Annotated in this window: 14 protein-coding genes and 1 pseudogene; 11 read left to right on the plus strand and 4 right to left on the minus strand. The window is 70.9% G+C overall.

The genetic code is table 11. The features are described 5' to 3' along the window. Positions 1 to 4: 4 nt before the first annotated feature. Complete coding sequence (locus tag OG453_RS10455; RefSeq protein WP_266866723.1) at positions 5 to 1621, minus strand: carboxyl transferase domain-containing protein; 1617 nt, start codon at positions 1619 to 1621, stop codon at positions 5 to 7. Positions 1622 to 1708: 87 nt separating this feature from the next. On the opposite strand from OG453_RS10455, the gene OG453_RS10460 reads away from it, so the two are divergent. From OG453_RS10460 to OG453_RS10475, 4 genes and pseudogenes are all read left to right on the plus strand, one after another. After that, positions 1709 to 2308, plus strand: a complete 600-nt coding sequence (locus tag OG453_RS10460; protein WP_266866725.1) for a TetR/AcrR family transcriptional regulator — start codon at positions 1709 to 1711, stop codon at positions 2306 to 2308. A 150-nt stretch (positions 2309 to 2458) separates the two neighbouring features. Then, complete coding sequence (locus OG453_RS10465) at positions 2459 to 3616, plus strand: acyl-CoA dehydrogenase family protein (RefSeq protein WP_266866727.1); 1158 nt, start codon at positions 2459 to 2461, stop codon at positions 3614 to 3616. Between the two features lie 44 nt (positions 3617 to 3660). Then, entirely contained in the window at positions 3661 to 4524 is an 864-nt protein-coding gene (locus OG453_RS10470; RefSeq protein WP_266866729.1) for an acyl-CoA thioesterase II, read from the plus strand. A 369-nt stretch (positions 4525 to 4893) separates the two neighbouring features. Then, positions 4894 to 5460 (plus strand): annotated as a pseudogene (locus OG453_RS10475) (cation diffusion facilitator family transporter); the annotation flags it as partial. 31 nt (positions 5461 to 5491) lie between these two features. Here OG453_RS10475 and OG453_RS10480 read toward each other — a convergent pair. Both OG453_RS10480 and OG453_RS10485 read right to left on the minus strand, forming a co-directional pair. After that, positions 5492 to 6280: a phosphatase gene (locus OG453_RS10480; RefSeq protein WP_266866731.1), complete on the minus strand. Its 789-nt coding sequence runs from the start codon at positions 6278 to 6280 to the stop codon at positions 5492 to 5494. 180 nt (positions 6281 to 6460) lie between these two features. Then, entirely contained in the window at positions 6461 to 8158 is a 1698-nt protein-coding gene (locus tag OG453_RS10485; RefSeq protein WP_266869791.1) for a PucR family transcriptional regulator, read from the minus strand. A gap of 42 nt (positions 8159 to 8200) precedes the next feature. Here OG453_RS10485 and OG453_RS10490 point away from each other — a divergent pair, with 42 nt between their 5' ends. The 7 genes from OG453_RS10490 (at position 8201) to OG453_RS10520 (ending at position 19412) form a co-directional block, all read left to right on the plus strand. Next, positions 8201 to 9673 (plus strand): sodium:solute symporter, encoded by a 1473-nt coding sequence (locus tag OG453_RS10490; protein WP_266866733.1) that lies wholly within the window; start codon positions 8201 to 8203, stop codon positions 9671 to 9673. Between the two features lie 91 nt (positions 9674 to 9764). Beyond that, the gene (speB, locus tag OG453_RS10495) at positions 9765 to 10745 is read left to right on the plus strand and encodes an agmatinase (RefSeq protein WP_266866735.1); all 981 of its coding nucleotides are present in this window, start codon (positions 9765 to 9767) and stop codon (positions 10743 to 10745) included. Continuing rightward, positions 10742 to 12427: a thiamine pyrophosphate-binding protein gene (locus OG453_RS10500; RefSeq protein ID WP_266866737.1), complete on the plus strand. Its 1686-nt coding sequence runs from the start codon at positions 10742 to 10744 to the stop codon at positions 12425 to 12427. Before speB ends, OG453_RS10500 begins: the two co-directional genes overlap by 4 nt. Before the next feature lie 143 nt (positions 12428 to 12570). Further along, positions 12571 to 13509: a serine hydrolase gene (locus OG453_RS10505; protein WP_266866739.1), complete on the plus strand. Its 939-nt coding sequence runs from the start codon at positions 12571 to 12573 to the stop codon at positions 13507 to 13509. 112 nt (positions 13510 to 13621) lie between these two features. Next, on the plus strand, positions 13622 to 17350 hold the full coding sequence (locus tag OG453_RS10510; protein WP_266866741.1) for an ABC transporter ATP-binding protein: 3729 nt from the start codon (positions 13622 to 13624) through the stop codon (positions 17348 to 17350). 96 nt (positions 17351 to 17446) lie between these two features. Then, positions 17447 to 17842, plus strand: a complete 396-nt coding sequence (locus tag OG453_RS10515; RefSeq protein ID WP_266866743.1) for a hypothetical protein — start codon at positions 17447 to 17449, stop codon at positions 17840 to 17842. A 139-nt stretch (positions 17843 to 17981) separates the two neighbouring features. Next, complete coding sequence (locus OG453_RS10520) at positions 17982 to 19412, plus strand: S28 family serine protease (protein ID WP_266866745.1); 1431 nt, start codon at positions 17982 to 17984, stop codon at positions 19410 to 19412. Positions 19413 to 19486: 74 nt separating this feature from the next. Here the strand turns inward: OG453_RS10520 and OG453_RS10525 are convergent, their stop codons facing one another. Next, a complete protein-coding gene (locus tag OG453_RS10525) occupies positions 19487 to 20149 on the minus strand; it encodes a hypothetical protein (protein WP_266869792.1) in 663 nt (220 codons plus the stop codon). Positions 20150 to 20237: the final 88 nt, after the last annotated feature.

Raw genomic sequence — 20237 nt, forward strand, 5'->3', positions numbered from 1 at the left:
CCCCTCACATCCGGAAGACGCCGAAGCCGGGCTCGCCCAGCGGGGCCTCGGCGCAGGCGGTCAGGGCGAGGCCGAGGACCTGCCGGGTCTCCATGGGGTCGATCACGCCGTCGTCCCACAGGCGTGCCGTCGCGTAGTAGGCATTCCCCTGCTGTTCGTACTGGGCGCGGACCGGGTCCTTGAAGGCCTCCTCGTCGGCCGCCGACCACTCCTCGCCGCGCCCCTCCAACTGGTCGCGCTTGACGGTCGCGAGGACCGACGCGGCCTGCTCGCCGCCCATCACGGAGATCTTGGCGTTCGGCCACATCCACAGGAAGCGGGGGGAGTAGGCACGGCCGCACATCGAGTAGTTCCCCGCGCCGTAAGAACCGCCGACCACCACCGTCAGCTTCGGCACGCGCGTGCAGGCCACGGCCGTCACCATCTTCGCGCCGTGCTTGGCGATGCCGCCCGCCTCATAGTCTCTGCCGACCATGAACCCCGAGATGTTCTGCAGGAAGACCAGGGGGATGCCGCGCTGGTCGCACAGCTCGATGAAGTGGGCGCCCTTCTGGGCGGATTCGGAGAACAGGATGCCGTTGTTGGCGATGATGCCGACCGGGTGGCCGTGGATGTGGGCGAAGCCCGTCACCAGCGTCTGGCCGTACTCCGCCTTGAACTCGGCGAAGCGCGAGCCGTCGACCACGCGCGCGATGACTTCCCGGACGTCATAAGGGGTGCGGGAGTCCGTCGGCACCGCTCCATAGAGCCCCAGCGGGTCGACCTTGGGCTCCTCCACTGCCCGGACGGACCACGGCAGTTCGCCGCGCTCGGGGAGCGTGGAGACGATCGTGCGGACGATCCGCAGGGCGTGCGCGTCGTCCTCCGCGAGGTGGTCGGTCACTCCGGAGACGCGGGAGTGGACCTCGCCGCCGCCCAGCTCCTCGGCCGTCACGACCTCGCCGGTCGCGGCCTTCACCAGGGGCGGGCCGCCGAGGAAGATCGTGCCCTGATTGCGGACGATCACCGCCTCGTCGCTCATCGCCGGGACATACGCCCCGCCCGCCGTGCACGAGCCGAGGACGGCCGCGATCTGCGGGACGCCCGCGCCGGACATCCGCGCCTGGTTGTAGAAGATCCGCCCGAAGTGCTCGCGGTCCGGGAAGACGTCGTCCTGCATGGGCAGGAAGGCGCCGCCCGAATCCACCAAGTAGAGACAGGGGAGGCGGTTCTCCAGGGCCACCTCCTGGGCCCGCAGGTGCTTCTTCACCGTCATCGGGTAGTACGTCCCGCCCTTGACGGTGGCGTCGTTGGCGACGATCACGCAGGTGCGCCCGGAGACCCGGCCGATCCCGGCGATGACGCCGGCGGCCGGAGCGTCCCCGCCGTACAGCCCGTCGGCCGCGAGCGGCGCCAGCTCCAGGAAGGGCGAGCCGGGGTCGAGCAGTGCGTCCACGCGGTCGCGGGGCAGCAGTTTGCCGCGCGCGACATGGCGGGCGCGCGCCCGCTCGCCGCCGCCGAGCCTGGCCGCCGCGAGCTTGGCCCGCAGGCCTTCGACGAGGGCGGTGTGCGCCGCCTCGTTCGTCCGCCATGCCTCGGACGCGGGATCAGCCGCGCTCCCAAGGACTGGTGCCTGCTGCATCCGTCGAGCCCCCTTGCTCGGTTAATGAGCGTTAACGCGTTTCCTCCAGGTTAACGAGCGCTAACCGACCTGTCTAGAATTAATTTCATGGCCACCAGAACCGATGCCCCCACCCGCCGCGAGCAGATCCTCAGAGAGGCCGCGCGGCTCTTCGCCGAGCGGGGTTTCCACGGCGTCGGCGTGGACGAGATAGGAGCCGCCGTCGGCATCAGCGGGCCCGGCCTCTACCGGCACTTCGCGGGCAAGGACGCGATGCTCGCCGAGCTGCTCGTCGGCATCAGCGGCCAGCTCCTGACGGGCGGCAAGCGGTGCGTGGCCGACACGGACGGCTCGCCGGAGCGGGTCCTCGACTCGCTCATCGAGGGGCACATCGACTTCGCGCTCGACGACCGCTCCCTGATCACCCTGCACGACCGCGAGCTCGACCGCCTGCGGGACAGCGACCGCAAGCTGGTCCGCCAGCTCCAGCGGCAGTACGTGGAGATCTGGGTCGACGTGGTGCGCAAGGTCTACCCGGACCTCGCCGAGAACGCGGCGCGGGTCGCCGTGCACGCGGTCTTCGGCCTGCTCAACTCCACGCCGCACCTGAGCCGCCGCGACGCGCTGCCCAGTCGCACGGCGATGGCGGAGCTGCTGCACCGTCTCGCGCGCGGGGCGTTCGCCTCGGCGGTGGCGCCCACGGCGTGACGAGGGGGCGCCCCCAGCGTGACGGGAGCGACAGACGCTCTCTCTGGACGGCCTCGTGACCGGCGGGTAACGTTGCTCTGAGCAAGCGCTTAGTCCGTTCTTGGACCACAGTCGCAGCCGCTGGGGCCGTCGTAGCAGAGGGAGTTTTCCGTGCGCCGTACCGTTTTCAATGAGGACCACGAGGCGTTCCGGGAGACCCTGCGCGCCTTCATCGAGGCCGAGGTCGTCCCCGTCCACGACGAGTGGTTCGCCGCCGGTGAGGTGCCGCGCGAGTTCTACTACAAGCTCGCCGAGCTCGGCCTCTTCGGCATCAACGTCCCGGAGGAGTTCGGCGGCGCCGGTATGGACTCGCACAAGTTCGAGGCCATCCAGTACGAGGAGACCTCCCGCGCGGGCGTCACCTTCGGCGGCTCCGGCGTGCACGTGCTGCTCGCCCTGCCGTACATCAAGATGCTCGCCACCGACGAGCAGAAGAAGCGCTACCTGGAGAAGTTCGTCTCCGCCGAGGAGATGTGGGCCCTCGCGATGACCGAGCCGGGCACCGGCTCCGACGTCGCGGGCATGAAGACCACCGCCAAGCTCTCCGAGGACGGCACCCACTACGTCCTCAACGGCTCCAAGACCTTCATCACCGGCGGCGTGCACGCCGACCGCGTGATCGTCTGCGCCCGCACCTCCGCGCCGCGCGAGGACGACCGCCGCTTCGGCATCTCCCTCTTCGCCGTCGACACCAAGTCCGAGGGCTACTCCATAGGCCGCAAGCTCGACAAGCTCGGCCTGAAGACCTCCGACACCGCCGAGCTGGCGTTCGTCGACGTCAAGGTCCCCGCCGAGGACCTCCTCGGCGAGGAGAACAAGGGCTTCTACTACCTCGGCAGCAACCTGCCCTCCGAGCGCTGGGGCATCGCCTACGGCGCGTACGCGCAGGCCAAGGCCGCCGTCCGGTTCGCCAAGCAGTACGTGCAGGAGCGCACCGTCTTCGGCAAGCCGGTCGCCTCCTTCCAGAACACCAAGTTCGAGCTGGCCGCCTGCCAGGCCGAGGTGGACGCCGCGGAGGCCGTCGCCGACCGCGCCCTTGAGGCCCTGGACGCCGGTGAGCTGACCGCCGCCGAGGCCGCGTCCGCGAAGCTGTTCAACACCGAGGTCGCGCACCGCGTCATCGACAAGTGCCTCCAGCTGCACGGCGGCTACGGCTTCATGAACGAGTACCCGATCGCCCGCCTGTACGCGGACAACCGCGTCAACCGCATCTACGGCGGCACCAGCGAGGTCATGAAGATGATCATCGCCAAGGACATGGGCCTGTGAAGAAGGACATCGGCCGGTAAAGATCGCCCTGTAGAACTGCATTCATGAACCAGGCACTTGAGTCCCTCCTCGATCTGCTCGACCTGGAGCAGATCGAGGAGGACATCTTCCGGGGCATGAGCCGCTCGGCTCTCGTCCCGCGCGTCTTCGGCGGCCAGGTGGCCGCCCAGGCGCTCGTGGCGGCCGGCCGCACGGTCCCCGCCGACCGGCCCGCCCACTCCCTGCACGCGTACTTCCTGCGTGCCGGGGACCCGGGCGCGCCGATCGTCTACACCGTCGACCGGATCCGCGACGGCCGCTCCTTCACCACCCGCCGGGTCGTCGCCGTCCAGCACGGGCAGCCGATCTTCCACCTCTCCGCGTCCTTCCAGACGCACGAGGAGGGCCTGGAGCACCAGACCGGGATGCCGTCGGCGCCGGACCCGGAGACGCTGCCGACCGCCGCCGAGATGCTGCCGCGCCATCTGCCGGCCGACGTCGCCGAGCGCCTTGTCGAGGCCCGCGCGGCCGTCGATCTGCGCTATGCGGACGTGCCGCCCTGGGGCACGGTCGGGCAGCCGCGGGAGCCGCGCTCCCAGGTGTGGTTCCGCACCAACGGCAAGCTGGCCGACCACCCCTTGCTGCACGTCTGCCTCGCCACGTACGTCTCCGACATGACGCTGCTCGACTCGGTGCTGCTCGCGCACGGCCGGGGCGGCTGGGCGGTCGGCGACGTCGTCGGCGCGTCGCTCGACCACGCGATGTGGTTCCACCGCCCCTTCAGGGCGGACGAATGGCTCCTGTACGACCAGGAGTCGCCGTCGGCGTCCGGCGGGCGCGGCCTCGGCCAGGCACGCATCTGGACGCAGGACGGACAGCTCGCGGTGACGGTGATCCAGGAGGGCGTGGTCCGCGTCCCCCGGGGCTGACCTGTGGAGCTGCTGCCGGACCCGATGGGCGCCGTGCCGGGAGCGTCTGGGATGCCACTCCCGAGAGCCAATGGCGGGCATGCCGTAACCAGTGTGCGGCTGACGCGTTAGTACGACTGTCACGTCGGCAGCAACTTGCCCATGGCGTGACAGATCAGGCGGGTCTCGTACTCGCCTCCGCCGCCGGGAGGGTGGTGGCCGGACGGGCATGACCCGTCAAACTCCCCGGAGCGATCCAGGGGAGAGTCTCACGCAGTTCGCGGGAGAGAACTCCAAGACGGCATCCACACCCTGATGCGCGTCAGACAGCCCAACGGGCTGGTTGCTCCGGACGTAGCCTCAGTGACGTCCCAGCTGGAGCGGTCCGCCTCGTCGCGCACCGGCCTCAAGCAGGCGCGCGGCGAGGCGGACCGCTTCGGGGTGAAGCTCAGGCGCTATCTGCGGCACACCCCCGACACCGCGGTGAAGGCCGTGGTCCTCGAGGACTCCGCGGCGCTCGCCGGCCTCGCGCTCGCCGCGGCCGGTCTGCTCGGCGGGCAGCTCACCGGGTCCGGCGTCTACGACGGCATCGCGTCGCTGTGCATCGGCGTGCTGCTCGTGTACGTCGCCTGGGTCCTCGGGCACGCCAACTCCGAGCTGCTCATCGGGCGCCCGCTGCCCCAGGAGATGCGGCAGCACATCCGCGAGGAACTCCTCGCCTCCGAGCACGTCGAGGCCGTCCTCGAACTGACCACCCTGTTGCAGGGGCCGCGCGAGGCGCTCGTCGCCGCCAAGGTCGACTTCCGCGACACCTCCACGGCGGCCCAGGTCGAATGGGCCTGTGAGCAGGCCGAGCGGCGGCTGCGCGAGCGGTTCCCCGCCGTACGCCGCGTCTACCTGGACCCGACGCCGGGATTCACGCAGCGGCGCGAGGAGGGCCTCAACCCGTGGCCGTAAGTCCCGTGGCCGTGAGTCCCGTGGCCGTGATTCAGGCCTCCGGAGTGAGCCCCGCCGAGTCCAGGAGGTACGCCGTCATCGGGTCGTAGAAGCGCGGGCTCGTGACGTGGTCGTCCAGCGGGACCGTCACCTGGAGGGTGCCCTCGGCCTCGCCGATGAACAGCGCCGGGTCGTTGCAGTCCGCGTACCCGACGGAGTCGATGCCGCGCTGGCCGGCCCGTCCAGCCCAGCCGTGGTCGGCGACGACCAGGTTCGGCTGCGGGCGGCCCTCGCGCTCCAGGCCGTCCAGGATCGCGTTCATCGGCTCCGGGGAGTGCGTGTGCCACAGCGTCGCGCCGCGCTCCAGCATCGCCACGTCCGCGAACTGGAAGACCATGCCCTCGTCGGCGGTGAGGCCCTCCGGGATGACGACGATCTCGCAGCCCGCCGTGCGCAGGGCGGCCGCCGTCGCGCGGTGCACGTCGAGCAGGCCCCCGGGGTGGCCGGTCGCGAAAAGGACCCGCTCCTTGCCGGCGGCCGCCTTCCGGAGGCGTGCGGCCATCCGCTCCAGGGCGTCGACCGTCAGCTCCGGGTCGATCGTGTCCTGCCCCTGCCGGTACTCCGCGTCGTCGATGACACCGCACCGCTCGGCCATCACCGCGAGGACGTCCTGCTCGTCGCTCCAGCGGTCGCCGAGCTCCAGGCCGAGCCAGTAGTGGCGGTCGCCGTTCGCGAGCTTCCTGTAGTGGCTGAGGTTGTTCTCGCGGGGGGTGGCGACGTCGCCCGCGATGCGGGAGCGTACGAGGTGGTCGACGAGCGCGGCACGGCTGGGTATCGGCATGGCTCCTATTCTGCCGTCCGTGACCGTGCGGTGGCGGGCTGTCCCGATGCCTGGACCGTGTGATGTGCGCCAAGCGCTGCGCTGGGCTTGAGCAGTGGCGGTCTGTTCCCGACTGCGGGCCGTATGTGGCTGAGCGCGCAGTTCCCCGCGCCCCTTACGGGGCGCCCCCCCCGGCGCCTCTTAAGAGGTTCGCTTTAGCGCGAACCACAGCTCCATGCGGACATCGGGATCGTCCAAATCTGCCTCCAGTAGTGCCGCGCATCGCGCGACGCGTTGGCGCACCGTGTTGCGGTGCACCCCCAGTGCCGTTGCCGTGCGGTCCCAACTGCCGTGCAGGGAGAGCCAGGTGCGCAGGGTCTCGGTGAGGGCCTGGCTGTCGCCCAGCGGGGCGAGCAGCACGCGCGCGTGGGCGTCGGCCTCGGCGGGCGCGACCAGCGCGGCGATGCCCGCCTCACGGTGCCGGACCAGCGGCGTGCGGGTCGCTTCCGCGCGGCGCAGGGCGCGGGCCGCCTGGGCGTCGGCGGCGGGCAGGTCGCCGGTGGCGGCGGGTGCGGAGGCGCCGAGCGTCCAGCCGGGCTGCTCGGCGATCTCGCGGTCGGCGGGGAGCAGCAGCCGTGCGACGCTCTCGCCCGCGTCGACCAGGCCGCAGTCCAGCGCCGCCGCGAGCGCGGACGCGGCCATGGCACGGGCCACCGGATCGGCGTCCGCGTCCCCGCGCGCGTGCACCACGGTCCAGCGCTCGGCCCCCAGGAGTGGTGTGACATCGCCGGCCGTCGCCCCGAGCAGCAGCCGCACCAGCGCCGCCGAGCGCGTGGACTCGGCGGCCCCCTGGTGCTTGCCGGTGAGGAGGGAGAGGAGAACGATCGCGACGCCGGTGATGGTGTGGTCCCCGGGTTCGCGCTGCTCGGCGGCGACACCGAGCGCGAAGCCCTGACCGCCGCCGAGCGCGTACGCGGCGAGCTGGGTGCCGCCCACGGAGTCGGTGGCGGACGCGGGGCTCGGGCCGGTCCTGCCGCCGGGGCGCACCACCCCGGCGAGGTCGCACAGCGCGTTGCGGGCTCCCGGCTCCGGCACTGTCCCCGCCGTGTGCAGCACCGCTCCGTCCGGCGCGTACAGGACCGTCCAACCGCCCAGGCGCGCCGCCAGCTGCCGCAGCACCGCCGGGACCGGGTCCGGCCGTGCCGCCGCCGTGGCGAGCCCTTGCTGGGCCTCCGTCACCCGGCGCAGCTCCGCGTGCCTGGCCTCCGCCACCAGCTGCCACACCGCGCGGGCGACCCCGCTGAACGTCGTACGCGGCGGCACCTCCAGAAGGGGCAGCCCATAGCGGTCGCAGGCCGTCACCAGGGCGCGCGGCACCGTGTCGTGCACCGGCGCCACTCCGAAGCCGAGCGCCGCGCCGCCCGCCTCCACGATGCGCGCCACGTAGTCGTCGAGATAGACGCCCGCGCCCGCCGGGTCCGTGATGTGCACGCCCGCCGTCAACAGCATCTCGCCGCCCAGGAGATACGGATACGGGTCCGCCATCTCCGAGGTGTGCACCCAGTGGATGGCCGCCCCGGAGCCGGCGGCGTCGGGGCCCGCGATCTGGCGCAGGCCCAGGTCCTCCCGGGCCAGGAGGGCGGTCAGCGGGACGGGCGGGGTCGGGGGAGCGATGGACGAGGCAGGTGGGCCAGGTGAGCCGGCTGATGAAGCTGAGCCGGCTGATGAAGCTGAGGCAGATGATGCGGCAGGGTCCGGCACGGTGGACGTTCCATCCATCTCGGTCGCTGGGAGTGGATGAAACGTACACTTCAGCGTTGCTTTCCGGCCACCTAAGGTCGTGCCGACCGCAGGCCGCGGGTACGGGCGGATGTCCCCACGGCCGGTCATCACCCCCATCTGCACGACACGCCACCGAGGTGCGCGAAGGAGGCCCCCTTTATGGCCGTCGACTACACAGTGATCGTCGTCTATCTCGCCGGCATGCTCGCCATGGGCTGGTGGGGCATGCGCCGCGCCAAGTCCAAGAGCGAGTTCCTGGTCGCGGGACGCCGCCTCGGGCCGTGGATGTACTCCGGGACCATGGCAGCCATCGTCCTCGGCGGCGCGTCCACCATCGGCGGCGTCGGCCTCGGCTACCAGTACGGGCTCTCCGGCGCCTGGATGGTCGTCACCATCGGCCTCGGCCTGCTCGCGCTGAGCGTCTTCTTCTCGGCGCGCATAGCACGGCTGAAGGTCTACACCGTCTCCGAGATGCTCGACCTCCGCTACGGCGGCCGCGCGGGCGTCATCTCCGGAGTCGTCATGTGGGCGTACACGCTGATGCTCGCGGTCACCTCGACCATCGCGTACGCCACGATCTTCGACGTCATCTTCGACATGAACCGCACGCTCGCGATCATCCTCGGCGGCTCCATCGTCGTCGCGTACTCGACGCTCGGCGGCATGTGGTCGATCACGCTCACCGACATGGTGCAGTTCGTGGTCAAGACGATCGGCGTGCTGCTCCTGCTGCTGCCCATCGCGGTCGTCAAGGCCGGTGGCTTCAGCGAGATGAAGGCCAAGCTGCCCACCGAGTACTTCGACCCGCTGGGCATAGGCGGCGAGACGATCTTCACGTACGTACTGATCTATACGTTCGGCATGCTCATCGGGCAGGACATCTGGCAGCGCGTCTTCACCGCGCGCAGCGACAAGGTCGCCCGCTACGGCGGCACCGTCGCCGGTACGTACTGCCTGGTCTACGCGGTCGCGGGCGCCGTCATCGGCACGGCGGCCAAGGTCATGTACCCGAAGCTGCCGAGCGCGGACGCGGCCTTCGCCACCATCGTCAGGGACGAACTGCCCATGGGCGTACGGGGGTTGGTGCTCGCCGCAGCCCTCGCCGCCGTGATGTCCACGTCCTCCGGCGCACTGATCGCCTGCGCGACCGTCGCCAACAACGACATCTGGTCGCGGCTGCGGGGCGTCGTCAAGGCCGACGGAACGAACGACGAGCCGCACGACGAGGTGAAGGGCAACCGCCTCTTCATCCTGATCATGGGCATCGCCGTCGTCTGCATCGCCATCGCGCTCAACGACGTCGTCCAGGCGCTGACCGTCGCCTACAACCTGCTCGTCGCCGGCCTTCTCGTGCCGATCCTCGGCGGGCTGCTGTGGCGGCGCGGCACCGCGGACGGCGCGCTCGCGGCCGTCGCCGCGGGTGGCCTCTCGGTCATCGGGCTCATGTGGGGCTACGGAATCCTCGCCAACGAGCCCATCTACTACGGCCTCCTGACGTCGCTTGCCGTGTACGTCGTCGTCTCCCTCGCCACGAAGCCGACCGACGCGGCGGTGCTCGCCGCATGGCGCGACCGGCTGGCGGGGCGGGGCACGCAGGAGGTGGCGGAACCGGAAGCTCCGGTAGCCGTCTAGCTTTGCGCGCGGCCCGCTGCTGGTGCTCACTGTCAGTGGGCCGCGCGACACTTGAAAACGCAGCACTCGCATCAGCAGGAGGAAACCGACCATGACCAGCGCCGAGACCCCGACCCCCCGCGGCCCCGTCGACTCCTCCCGCATTCCCCGGTACGCGGGCCCGGCGACGTACGCGCGGCTGCCCCGACTCGACGAGGTCGGCGGCAAGACGGACATCGCCGTGGTCGGCGTGCCCTTCGACAGCGGTGTCTCGTACCGCCCCGGCGCCCGCTTCGGCGGCAACGCGATCCGCGAGGCCTCGCGCCTCCTGCGTCCCTACAACCCGGCGCAGGACGCCTCGCCCTTCGCGCTCGCGCAGGTCGCGGACGCGGGCGACATCGCCGCCAACCCGTTCAACATCAACGAGGCCGTCGAGACGATCGAGGCCGCCGCGGACGACCTGCTCGGCTCGGGCGCCCGCATGATGACGCTGGGCGGCGACCACACCATCGCCCTGCCGCTGCTGCGTTCCGTCGCCAAGAAGCACGGCCCGGTCGCCCTGCTGCACTTCGACGCCCACCTGGACACCTGGGACACGTACTTCGGCGCCGAGTACACGCACGGCACGCCGTTCCGCCGCGCGGTGGAGGAGGGCATCCTCGACACCGAGGCGCTCTCCCACGTCGGCACGCGCGGCCCGCTGTACGGCAAGCAGGACCTCACGGACGACGAGAAGATGGGCTTCGGCATCGTCACATCGGCGGACATCTACCGCCGCGGCGCCGACGAGGTCGCCGACCAGCTGCGCCAGCGCATCGGCGACCGCCCGCTGTACATCTCCATCGACATCGACTGCCTGGACCCGGCCCACGCGCCCGGCACCGGCACCCCGGAGGCGGGCGGCATGACGTCGCGCGAGCTCCTGGAGATCCTGCGGGGGCTCTCCTCCTGCAACCTCGTCTCGGCGGACGTCGTCGAGGTCGCCCCCGCCTACGACCACGCGGAGATCACGGCCGTCGCCGCCTCGCACACCGCGTACGAGCTGACGACGATCATGTCCCGCCAGATCGCGGAGGGGCGGGCGGCCAAGTGACGCACGACCACGACGTAGTACTGCGGCCCACGGACGCGCAGACGCGGGCGGCCCTCAACCCGCCCGCGGGCCGCAACGGCGGCGACCTCGTCGTCGAGACGCTCCAGGGCCTCGGCGCGACCACGGTCTTCGGCCTCCCCGGACAGCACGCGCTCGGCATGTTCGACGCCCTGCGCCGCTCGTCGCTCTCGTACGTCGGACTGCGCGTCGAGAACAACACGGGCTTCGCGGCGGACGCGTACGGCCGGATCACCGGAGAGGTCGCCCCGCTGCTCCTGTCCACCGGCCCCGGCGCGCTGACCTCGCTCGCCGCGCTCCAGGAGGCGGCGGCCGGGTCGTCACCCGTGCTCGCGATCGGCAGCCAGATCCCGGTGGCGGGCCTCGGCGGCGGCCGGCACGGCTATCTGCACGAACTGCGCGACCAGCAGGCCTCGTTCAGGGACGTGGTCAAGTCCGTCCACACGGTCCGCACGGCCTCGCAGATCCCCTCCGCGATCGCCGCGGCCTGGGAGTCGGCGCTGACCGCACCGCACGGCCCGGTGTGGGTGGAGATCCCGCAGGACGTGCTGCTCGCGGAGACGACGCTGCCCGTCGTCACGGCCATGGACGCGACCCCGGACGAGGTCGTGCCGCGCCCCGAGCTGACCGCGGTGGCGGCCGACCTGCTGTCCCGGGCCGAGCGCCCGGCGATCATCGCGGGCGGCGGAGTCGTACGTTCGGACGCGAGCGGCAAGCTGCTCGCGCTCGCCGAGCTGGTGAACGCCCCGGTCGTCACGACCTTCGGCGGCAAGGGCGCGTTCCCCTGGGAGCACCCGCTCTCGCTCCAGTCGTGGCTGGAGGACCGGTACACGACGGACTTCCTGGAGGACGCGGACGTCCTCCTGGTGGTCGGCTCCGGTCTGGGCGAGCTCTCCTCGAATTACCACACGTTCAAGCCGCGCGGCCGGGTCATCCAGATCGAGGCGGACGCCGGGAAGCTGGAGTCCAACCACCCGGCGCTCGGCATCCACTCGGACGCGCGTCTCGCGCTCTCCGCGCTCCTGGAGACGATCGACGCCCCCCGGGAGGACCCGACGGCCCCCGAGCGGGTGCGGTCCGTGCTCACCAAGGTCAAGGACCGTATCGCCGCCCAGGAGCTCACCCTGGAACAGCAGGTCCTCGCCTCCGTGCGCGCGGCCCTCCCCGACGCGGCGCCGTCCTTCTGGGACATGACGATCCTCGCGTACTGGGCGTGGTCCGCCTTCGACGCGCGGCGCCCGAACACGATGCACTCCGCTCAGGGCGCGGGCGGCCTCGGCTACGGCTTCCCCGCGGCCCTTGGCGCGGCGGCCGCGGATCCCTCCCACCCGGTCCTCGCCGTCTCCGGTGACGGCGGCGCGATGTACTCGATCGCGGAGCTGGCCACGGCGAGGCAGTACGACCTCCCCGTGACCTGGCTGATCGTCGACGACGGTGGCTACGGAATCCTCCGCGAGTACATGTCCGAGGCCTTCGGCGAGGCGAGCGCCACGGAACTCTCCCGCCCGGACTTCGTCGCCCTCGCGGAGTCCTTCGGGGTGCCGGGCGTCCGTACGACCCCGGAGACCCTCCGCGACGACCTTGCGAAGGCCCTAGCGGCCCCCGGCCCCTCGGTGGTCGTGCTCCCGGCGGTCCTGCGCATGTTCGAGCCAACGCACCTCTGAGGCTTGTCACGGATCGGTCATCTGTTCCAGAGTTGTGCAACCCCGTACGGTTTTCGTGAGTCATGTGAGGCGAGTGTGCCGGGGGGCGCATTTGTGCGGGGCCCTTGGGTCTTGTACGGAACCAAGGGGATGGGAAGACTCCGATGACTCACCCGATATCCGGGATATCCAGGCGTGCCCGCGTGCTCTCGGCGGGCCTCACCGCCGGGGTGCTCGTGCCGCTCGGCGCGGTCGCGACCGCCACGCCCGCCGCCGCTGCCGCCGCACCGAGCGTCACCTGCACCTCCGCGCAGGCGGGCCTGGCCGCCAAGCTGACGAAGGACATCACGGCGGCGCTGAAGAACCGCACGGGCACCGTCGCGGTCGGCCTCCGGGACCGCACCACGGGCACCACCTGCACCCTGCGCTCGACCACGTCGTTCGACTCGGCGAGCGTCGTCAAGGCGACCGTCCTCGCCACGCTCCTGTGGGACGCCCAGCAGACCAGCCGCGCGCTGTCGTCCCGCGAGAAGAGCCTCGCCACCTCCATGATCACGAAGTCCGACAACGCAGCCACCAGCACGCTCTGGCGCCAGCTCGGCGCGGCCAAGGTGAAGGGCTTCCTCAGGGCCGCCGGGATGACGAAAACGGTGCCGGGGTCCGGCGGCTACTGGGGCCTCACCCGGATCAACGCCACCGACGAGCAGAAGCTCCTCGCCCTGATCACCGGCCAGAACACGGTCCTGACCGACGCCTCCCGCGCCTACCTGCTCAAGCTGATGGGCAAAGTGATCCCCTCGCAGCGCTGGGGCACCCCCGCGGGCGCGCCGTCCGGCGTCGAGATCCACGTCAAGAACGGCTGGCTGCAGCGGTCGACCCACGGCTGGCGCGTGCACAGCATCGGCGCGTTCAAGGGCGGCGGCCACGACTACACCCTCTCCGTGCTCACCCACGGCAACAGCACCATGAACTACGGCGTCGCCACCATCCAGGGCGTGGCCAAGGCCGTCCACAAGGACCTGGCGCCCAGGACCCCCGCGGCCGGGCGCTACGCCCCGACGGAGGCGCCGCGGGAGGCGTTCGTGGCGGCCCCCGGCAGCTGACAGGGACCTAGGCCGGTCCTAGGTCCTCAGACCCCTCTTTGTTGCAGCGGGATGAAATCCGCGCCCCATCAGGTTGTGCCTCTCGGCAGGTCAGGTCGACGGGAGGCAGAACGTGACGGAGCAACGGGGCGGGGTTCGGCCGGAGGAATCCGGCTGGGCGAAACGGCTGACCGGGTACGCGTGGCGGTACCCGAAGGACGTCGTGCTCGCGCTCGGGGCCTCGCTCGGCGGCATGGCCGTCATGGCGCTCGTCCCGCTGATCACCAAGGTGATCATCGATGACGTCGTCGAGGACCAGACCCGGTCCATGCTCCCCTGGGCGGGAGCCCTCGTCGGCGCCGCCGTCATCGTGTACGTCCTCACCTACATACGCCGCTACTACGGCGGCCGCCTCGCCCTCGACGTCCAGCACGATCTCCGTACCGAGATGTACGACACGATCACCCGGCTCGACGGCCGGCGGCAGGACGAGCTGTCCACCGGGCAGGTCGTCGGGCGGGCCACGAGCGACCTTCAGCTGATCCAGGGCCTGCTCTTCATGCTGCCGATGACCATCGGCAACATCCTGCTCTTCGTGATCTCCCTCGTGATCATGGCGTGGCTCTCGCTGCCCCTCACCCTCGTCGCGCTCGCCGTCGCCCCCGCCCTGTGGTTCATCGCCAAGCGCAGCCGCAACCGCCTGCACCCCTCGACCTGGTACGCGCAGGCCCAGGCCGCCGCCGTCGCCGGAGTCGTCGACGGCTCCGTGTCCGGCGTACGCGTCGTGAAGGGCTTCGGTCAGGAGGAGCAGGAGACCGGGAAGCTCAGGGAGGTCAGCCGCAAGCTCTTCGCGGGACGCCTTCGGACCATCCGGCTCAACTCCAAGTACACGCCCGCCCTGCAGGCCGTGCCCGCGCTCGGGCAGGTCGCGATGCTGGCCCTCGGCGGCTGGCTCGCGGTGCGCGGGCAGATCACGCTCGGTACGTTCGTGGCCTTCTCCAGTTATCTCGCCCAGCTCGTCGGCCCGGTGCGGATGCTCGCCATGGTGCTCACCGTCGGCCAGCAGGCGCGGGCCGGCGCCGAGCGCGTGCTTGAACTCATCGACACCGAGCCGACGATGGAGGACGGCAAGAAGGAGCTGCCCGCCGACGCTCCGGCGACCGTCGAGTTCGACGACGTGTCGTTCGCGTACGAGGACAGCCGCCCCGTCCTCGACGGGCTCTCCTTCGAGATCAGGCCCGGCGAGACCCTCGCCGTCGTCGGCTCGTCCGGCAGCGGAAAGTCCACCGTCTCGCTGCTGCTTCCCCGCTTCTACGACGTGACGCACGGCGCCGTCCTCATCGGCGGGCACGACGTGCGCGAGCTGACGGCCGACTCGCTGCGGGCCGCCATCGGGCTCGTGCCCGAGGACTCCTTCCTCTTCTCCGACACCGTGCGGGCGAATATCGCTTACGGGAAGCCCGACGCCAGCCAGGAGGAGATAGCGACCGCGGCCCGCGCCGCGCAGGCGGACCGCTTCATATCCGAGCTGCCCGACGGATACGACACGACCGTCGGCGAGCACGGGCTCACTCTCTCCGGCGGTCAGCGCCAGCGCGTCGCGCTCGCCCGCGCCATCCTCACCGACCCCCGCCTTCTCGTCCTCGACGACGCCACGTCGGCGGTGGACGCACAGGTCGAGCACGAGATCCACGAAGCCCTGCGCGGCGTCATGGCCGGCCGTACGACTCTCCTCATCGCCCACCGCCGGTCCACCCTCAATCTCGCCGACCGCATCGCCGTGCTCGACGACGGCCGGCTCGCCGCGATCGGCACGCACGAGGAGCTGACGGAGAACTCCCCGCTCTACCGGCGTCTGCTGACCGACCCCGACGAGCTCGGCGGCGTATCACCCGGTCACGCGGTCCCGGTCGAGATCCCCGAGGACACCTCCCTGCGCGAGGAGCTCGACGCCGAGTTCGACGCCGAGCGCGGTATCACCCCGCCGCTCTGGGTCGGTGACCGCGAGCCCAAGGACACCGCGCTGTCCGGGATGCCCGCGACGCCCGAACTCATCGCCCAGGTCGACGCGTTGCCCCCGGCGACCGACACCCCCGGCATCGACGAGGCGCGGGCCGTCACTCCCGAGGAGTCCTACGGGCTGCGCCGCCTCCTCGCCGGGTTCGGCAAACCGCTGCTGCTCGCCCTGCTCCTCGTCGCCGTCGACGCGGGCATGGGCCTGCTTCTCCCCGTGCTGATCCGGCACGGCATCGACGAGGGCGTCTCGCAGCTCGCGCTCGGCGCGGTGTGGGCGGCCGCCGGGCTTGGTCTGCTCACCGTACTCGTCCAGTGGACGGCGCAGATCGGCGAGACGCGGATGACGGGACGGACGGGCGAGCGGGTGCTCTACTCCCTCCGCCTGAAGATCTTCGCCCAGCTCCAGCGGCTCGGACTCGACTACTACGAGCGGGAGTTGACCGGGCGCATCATGACCCGGATGACGACGGACGTGGACGCCCTTTCCACCTTCCTGCAGACGGGTCTGGTCACCGCCTTCGTCTCCGTCGTCACCTTCTTCGGCATCATGGTCGCGCTCGTCGTCATCGACGTGGAGCTCGCGCTCGTCGTCTTCGCGACGCTGCCGCCGCTGATCATCGGTACGTTCTTCTTCCGCCGCTCCAGCGTCAAGGCGTACGAACTCGCCCGTGAGCGGGTGTCGGTAGTCAACGCCGACCTCCAGGAGTCCGTCGCGGGCCTGCGCATCGTGCAGGCCTTCCGGCGCGAGCGCTCCGGCGGCAAGAAGTTCGCCGACGCCAGTGCCGACTACCGCAGCGCGCGTATCCGCGGGCAGTGGCTGATCTCCATCTACTTCCCGTTCGTGCAGCTGCTCTCGGCGGTCGCGGCGGCGGCGGTCCTCATGGTCGGTGCGGGCCGCGTGGAGGCGGGCACCTTGACGACGGGCGCCCTCGTCGCCTATCTCCTCTACATCGACCTGTTCTTCGCACCCGTCCAGCAGCTCTCCCAGGTCTTCGACGGCTACCAGCAGGCCACCGTCTCGCTCGGCCGCATCCAGGAACTCCTCCAGGAGCCGACCTCGACCAAGGCCGCGGACGAGCCGCTCGACGTCCTGTCCCTGCGCGGCGAGATCGCCTTCGAGGACGTGGACTTCGCGTACGGCGGCGAGGAGGAGGCTCTGAGCGACGTCCGCCTGCGGATACCGGCGGGGCAGACCGTCGCCTTCGTCGGCGAGACCGGTGCGGGCAAGTCGACCCTGGTCAAACTGGTCGCCCGGTTCTACGACCCGACCGGCGGCCGCGTGACGGTGGACGGCACGGACCTGCGGTCCCTCGATCTGACCTCGTACCGCCACCGCCTCGGCGTCGTCCCGCAGGAGGCCTACCTCTTCGCGGGCACGGTGCGCGACGCGATCGCCTACGGCCGCCCCGACGCCACGGACGCCGAGGTCGAGGCCGCGGCCCGCGCGGTCGGCGCCCACGACATGATCGCCACCCTGGACGGCGGCTACCTCCACGAGGTCTCCGAGCGTGGCCGCAACCTCTCCGCGGGACAGCGCCAGCTGATCGCCCTGGCCCGCGCCGAGCTCGTCGACCCGGACATCCTGCTCCTCGACGAGGCGACCGCCGCCCTCGACCTCGCCACCGAGGCGCAGGTCAACCAGGCCACCGACCGCATCGCGGGCAAGCGCACCACCCTGGTCGTCGCCCACCGCCTCACCACCGCCGCCCGCGCGGACCGCGTGATCGTGATGGACCACGGCCAGGTCGCCGAGGACGGCACCCACGACGAGCTGCTCGCGCTCGACGGGCGTTACGCGCGGCTGTGGCGGACGTTCGTGGGGGAGGCGGAGCCCTCGGCTGCGTGATCGCCGCGAAGAATCGGGACCGCAACGCAACCGCGCCCCCTTCGGGACGCGTCCGTACATCAGTACGCTGATGCGGAAGTGGCGGGAGGGGAACCGGTGGGCAACGGTCGAATACGGCGGCGTCTCGCGCTCGGTGCCGCCGTCCTTGCGGCGTCCGTCCTGGTCGGGCTCATCGGCGCCGGCACGGCGCAGGCGCAGGTCTCGGTGGCCCGCTGCGCCGGCCACAAGGTGCGCACCCTCGCCTTCAGCACCGGCAAGGTCGAGATCTACAAGAAGCGCGGATATGTCTGCGCCATCACCGTCGCCAAGCGTCCCGGCGCCCGCAAGACCATGTCCGTCAGCGTCCAGGCCCGCGGCAACCGCCCCGCCAAGGACGCGGGGCAGTTCACCCATCACGCGGGCCCGGTGACGGTGCACGCGGGACGCAGATGCGTGTGGGTGAAGGGGACGGTGGGATCGGGGAGCACCAGCTCGGGATGGATCCTGTGCTGAGAGCGGCTTCCGAGCTTTTCTGAGGAGAGTGCCCCCTTTGTGACGTACTGCGTCCTGGTGTGACGCAAGAGCCCCTAGTAGTGAGCGAGTTGCTCCGATAAGTTCCGGCGGACGCAATCGCGAACTTAGGGGAGAGTGCATGCGCAAGGCGCTCAGATGGCTGCTGTCGCTAGTGGTGCTCATAGGCACCGTCGGCACAGTGGGCGCGGCAGGGGCGGCCACCGCCGCCGAGCCGCAGGCCATCGACACACAGGCCACGGACATAAAGGACCGGCTCCTCGCGATACCGGGCATGAGCCTGATCGAGGAGAAGCCGTACACCGGCTACCGCTACTTCGTCCTCAACTACACCCAGCCGATTGACCACCGGCACCCCTCCAAGGGCACCTTCAAGCAGCGCCTGACGGTGCTGCACAAGGACACCGCCCGCCCCACCGCCTTCTTCACCAGCGGCTACGGAGTCTCGACCAACCCGAGCCGCAGCGAGCCGACGCGGATCATCGACGGCAACCAGGTCTCCATGGAGTACCGCTTCTTCACGCCGTCCCGCCCCGAGCCCGCCGACTGGTCCAAGCTCGACATCTGGCAGGCCGCGAGCGACCAGCACCGCATCTTCAAGGCGCTGAAGCCCATCTACGACAAGAAGTGGGTGGCGACCGGCGGTTCGAAGGGCGGCATGACGGCGACGTACTACGAGCGCTTCTACCCCAAGGACATGGACGGCGTCGTCGCGTACGTCGCCCCGAACGACGTCGTGAACAAGGAGGACTCGGCCTACGACGAGTTCTTCGAGACGGTCGGGACGAAGGAGTGCCGGGCCGCGCTCGAGGCCGTGCAGCGCGAGGCCCTCGTGCGGCGTGAGCCGCTGGAGAAGAAGTACGCCGCGTTCGCCGAGAAGGGCAACTACACCTTCAAGACCGTCGGGAACCTCGACAAGGCGTATGAGGCGGTCGTCCTCGACCTGGTGTGGGGCTTCTGGCAGTACCAGCCGGAGTCCGCGTGCGCGGACGTCCCTGACGCGTCGTCCGCCTCCGACCAGGCGATCTTCGACTACGTCGACAAGGTGGGCGGCTGGTCCTCCTACACGGACCAGGGTCTGACCCCGTACACGCCGTACTACTACCAGGCCGGTACGCAGCTGGGCTCGCCCGACATCGCCCAGCCCTGGCTCGGCGACCTGAGCCGCTACGGCTACCAGCCGCCGCGGAACTTCGTCCCGCGCTCCATCCCGATGAAGTTCCAGCCGGGTGTGATGCGGGATGTGGACAGCTGGGTGAAGCGCAACTCGCAGCGGATGATGTACGTCTACGGGCAGAACGACCCGTGGGGTGCGGAGCCGTTCCACCCCGCGACGGGCGGCAAGCACGACTCGTACGTCTTCACGGCGCCCGGCGGGAACCACGGTGCGAACGTGGCGGGCCTCGTCGCGGACGAGAAGGCGAAGGCGACGGAGCGGATCCAGGCGTGGGCCGGCGTCTCGACGTCCTCGGCCACGGCGAAGCCGCTGGCTCCGTATGACGCGAAGCTGGACCGCAAGGACACGGACCGGAAGCAGATGCTGCGGCCGTAGATCACCGCCTTCGGCGAGTTCGTCCTCAAACGCCGGACGGCTGGACACATCCAGCCCGTCCGGCGTTTGATCGCTCACACCCGCACCGCACACCCCACCGGCTTCCCGCCCCCCAGCGACACGTAAAGCTCCGTCGCAGGCGGGCAGTTGGCGCGTTCCGAGACCGAGGTCGTCACCCGGTACTCGGGGGGTTTCGTGCCGGAGCCGTCGCAGGCCGTCTCTCGGACCTCGCCCTGTCCCGCGCTGTAGACGCAGTCCCCGACGACCGTGCGGGGGCCGCCCCCTCCCCCGGGGTCACCGGGATGCGGCGCCTCAAGGTTCCGCATGCACGCGTACCCCCGCGGCACCGCCCCGTTCCCGTCCTCGTCCACCGCGGGCCGGTCCTCGCTGATGTGCAGGACGAAGTCGGTGCGGGCGGGGCACGACGGGCCCTCCGCCACCTTTCCGTCGTAGCGTGCGGTCACCCGCGCCGCCGCGCGTTCACTCGTGCACGACACCTCCGTGAACGTCTCGCGCCCCCGCGAACTGCACTCGTCCACGGCGAGGAAGACCGCACCGTATCCGGATGATGCCGGCGCGGACGGCCGGTCGTCGTCGAGCCGGCCCGACGAACCCGCCCCCGGATCCGCGGACTTCTGGCAGCCGGCCGCGCCGACGAGCACGGCGAGCACGGCGAGCACCGCAAGGACCGGCACCCACCTCGCCCCCACGCGCCGTGCCGTGTTCCAGCCAGGCATGGCCAGCATGGCAAACCCCCCGATATGTGCACCCAGCGTGACCCGCCGGGGCGGGCGCACGCCAGGTGCACGGGGTGCTTTGGGTCAG

The sequence above is a fragment of the Streptomyces sp. NBC_01381 genome (assembly GCF_026340305.1).
Taxonomy (GTDB): domain Bacteria; phylum Actinomycetota; class Actinomycetes; order Streptomycetales; family Streptomycetaceae; genus Streptomyces.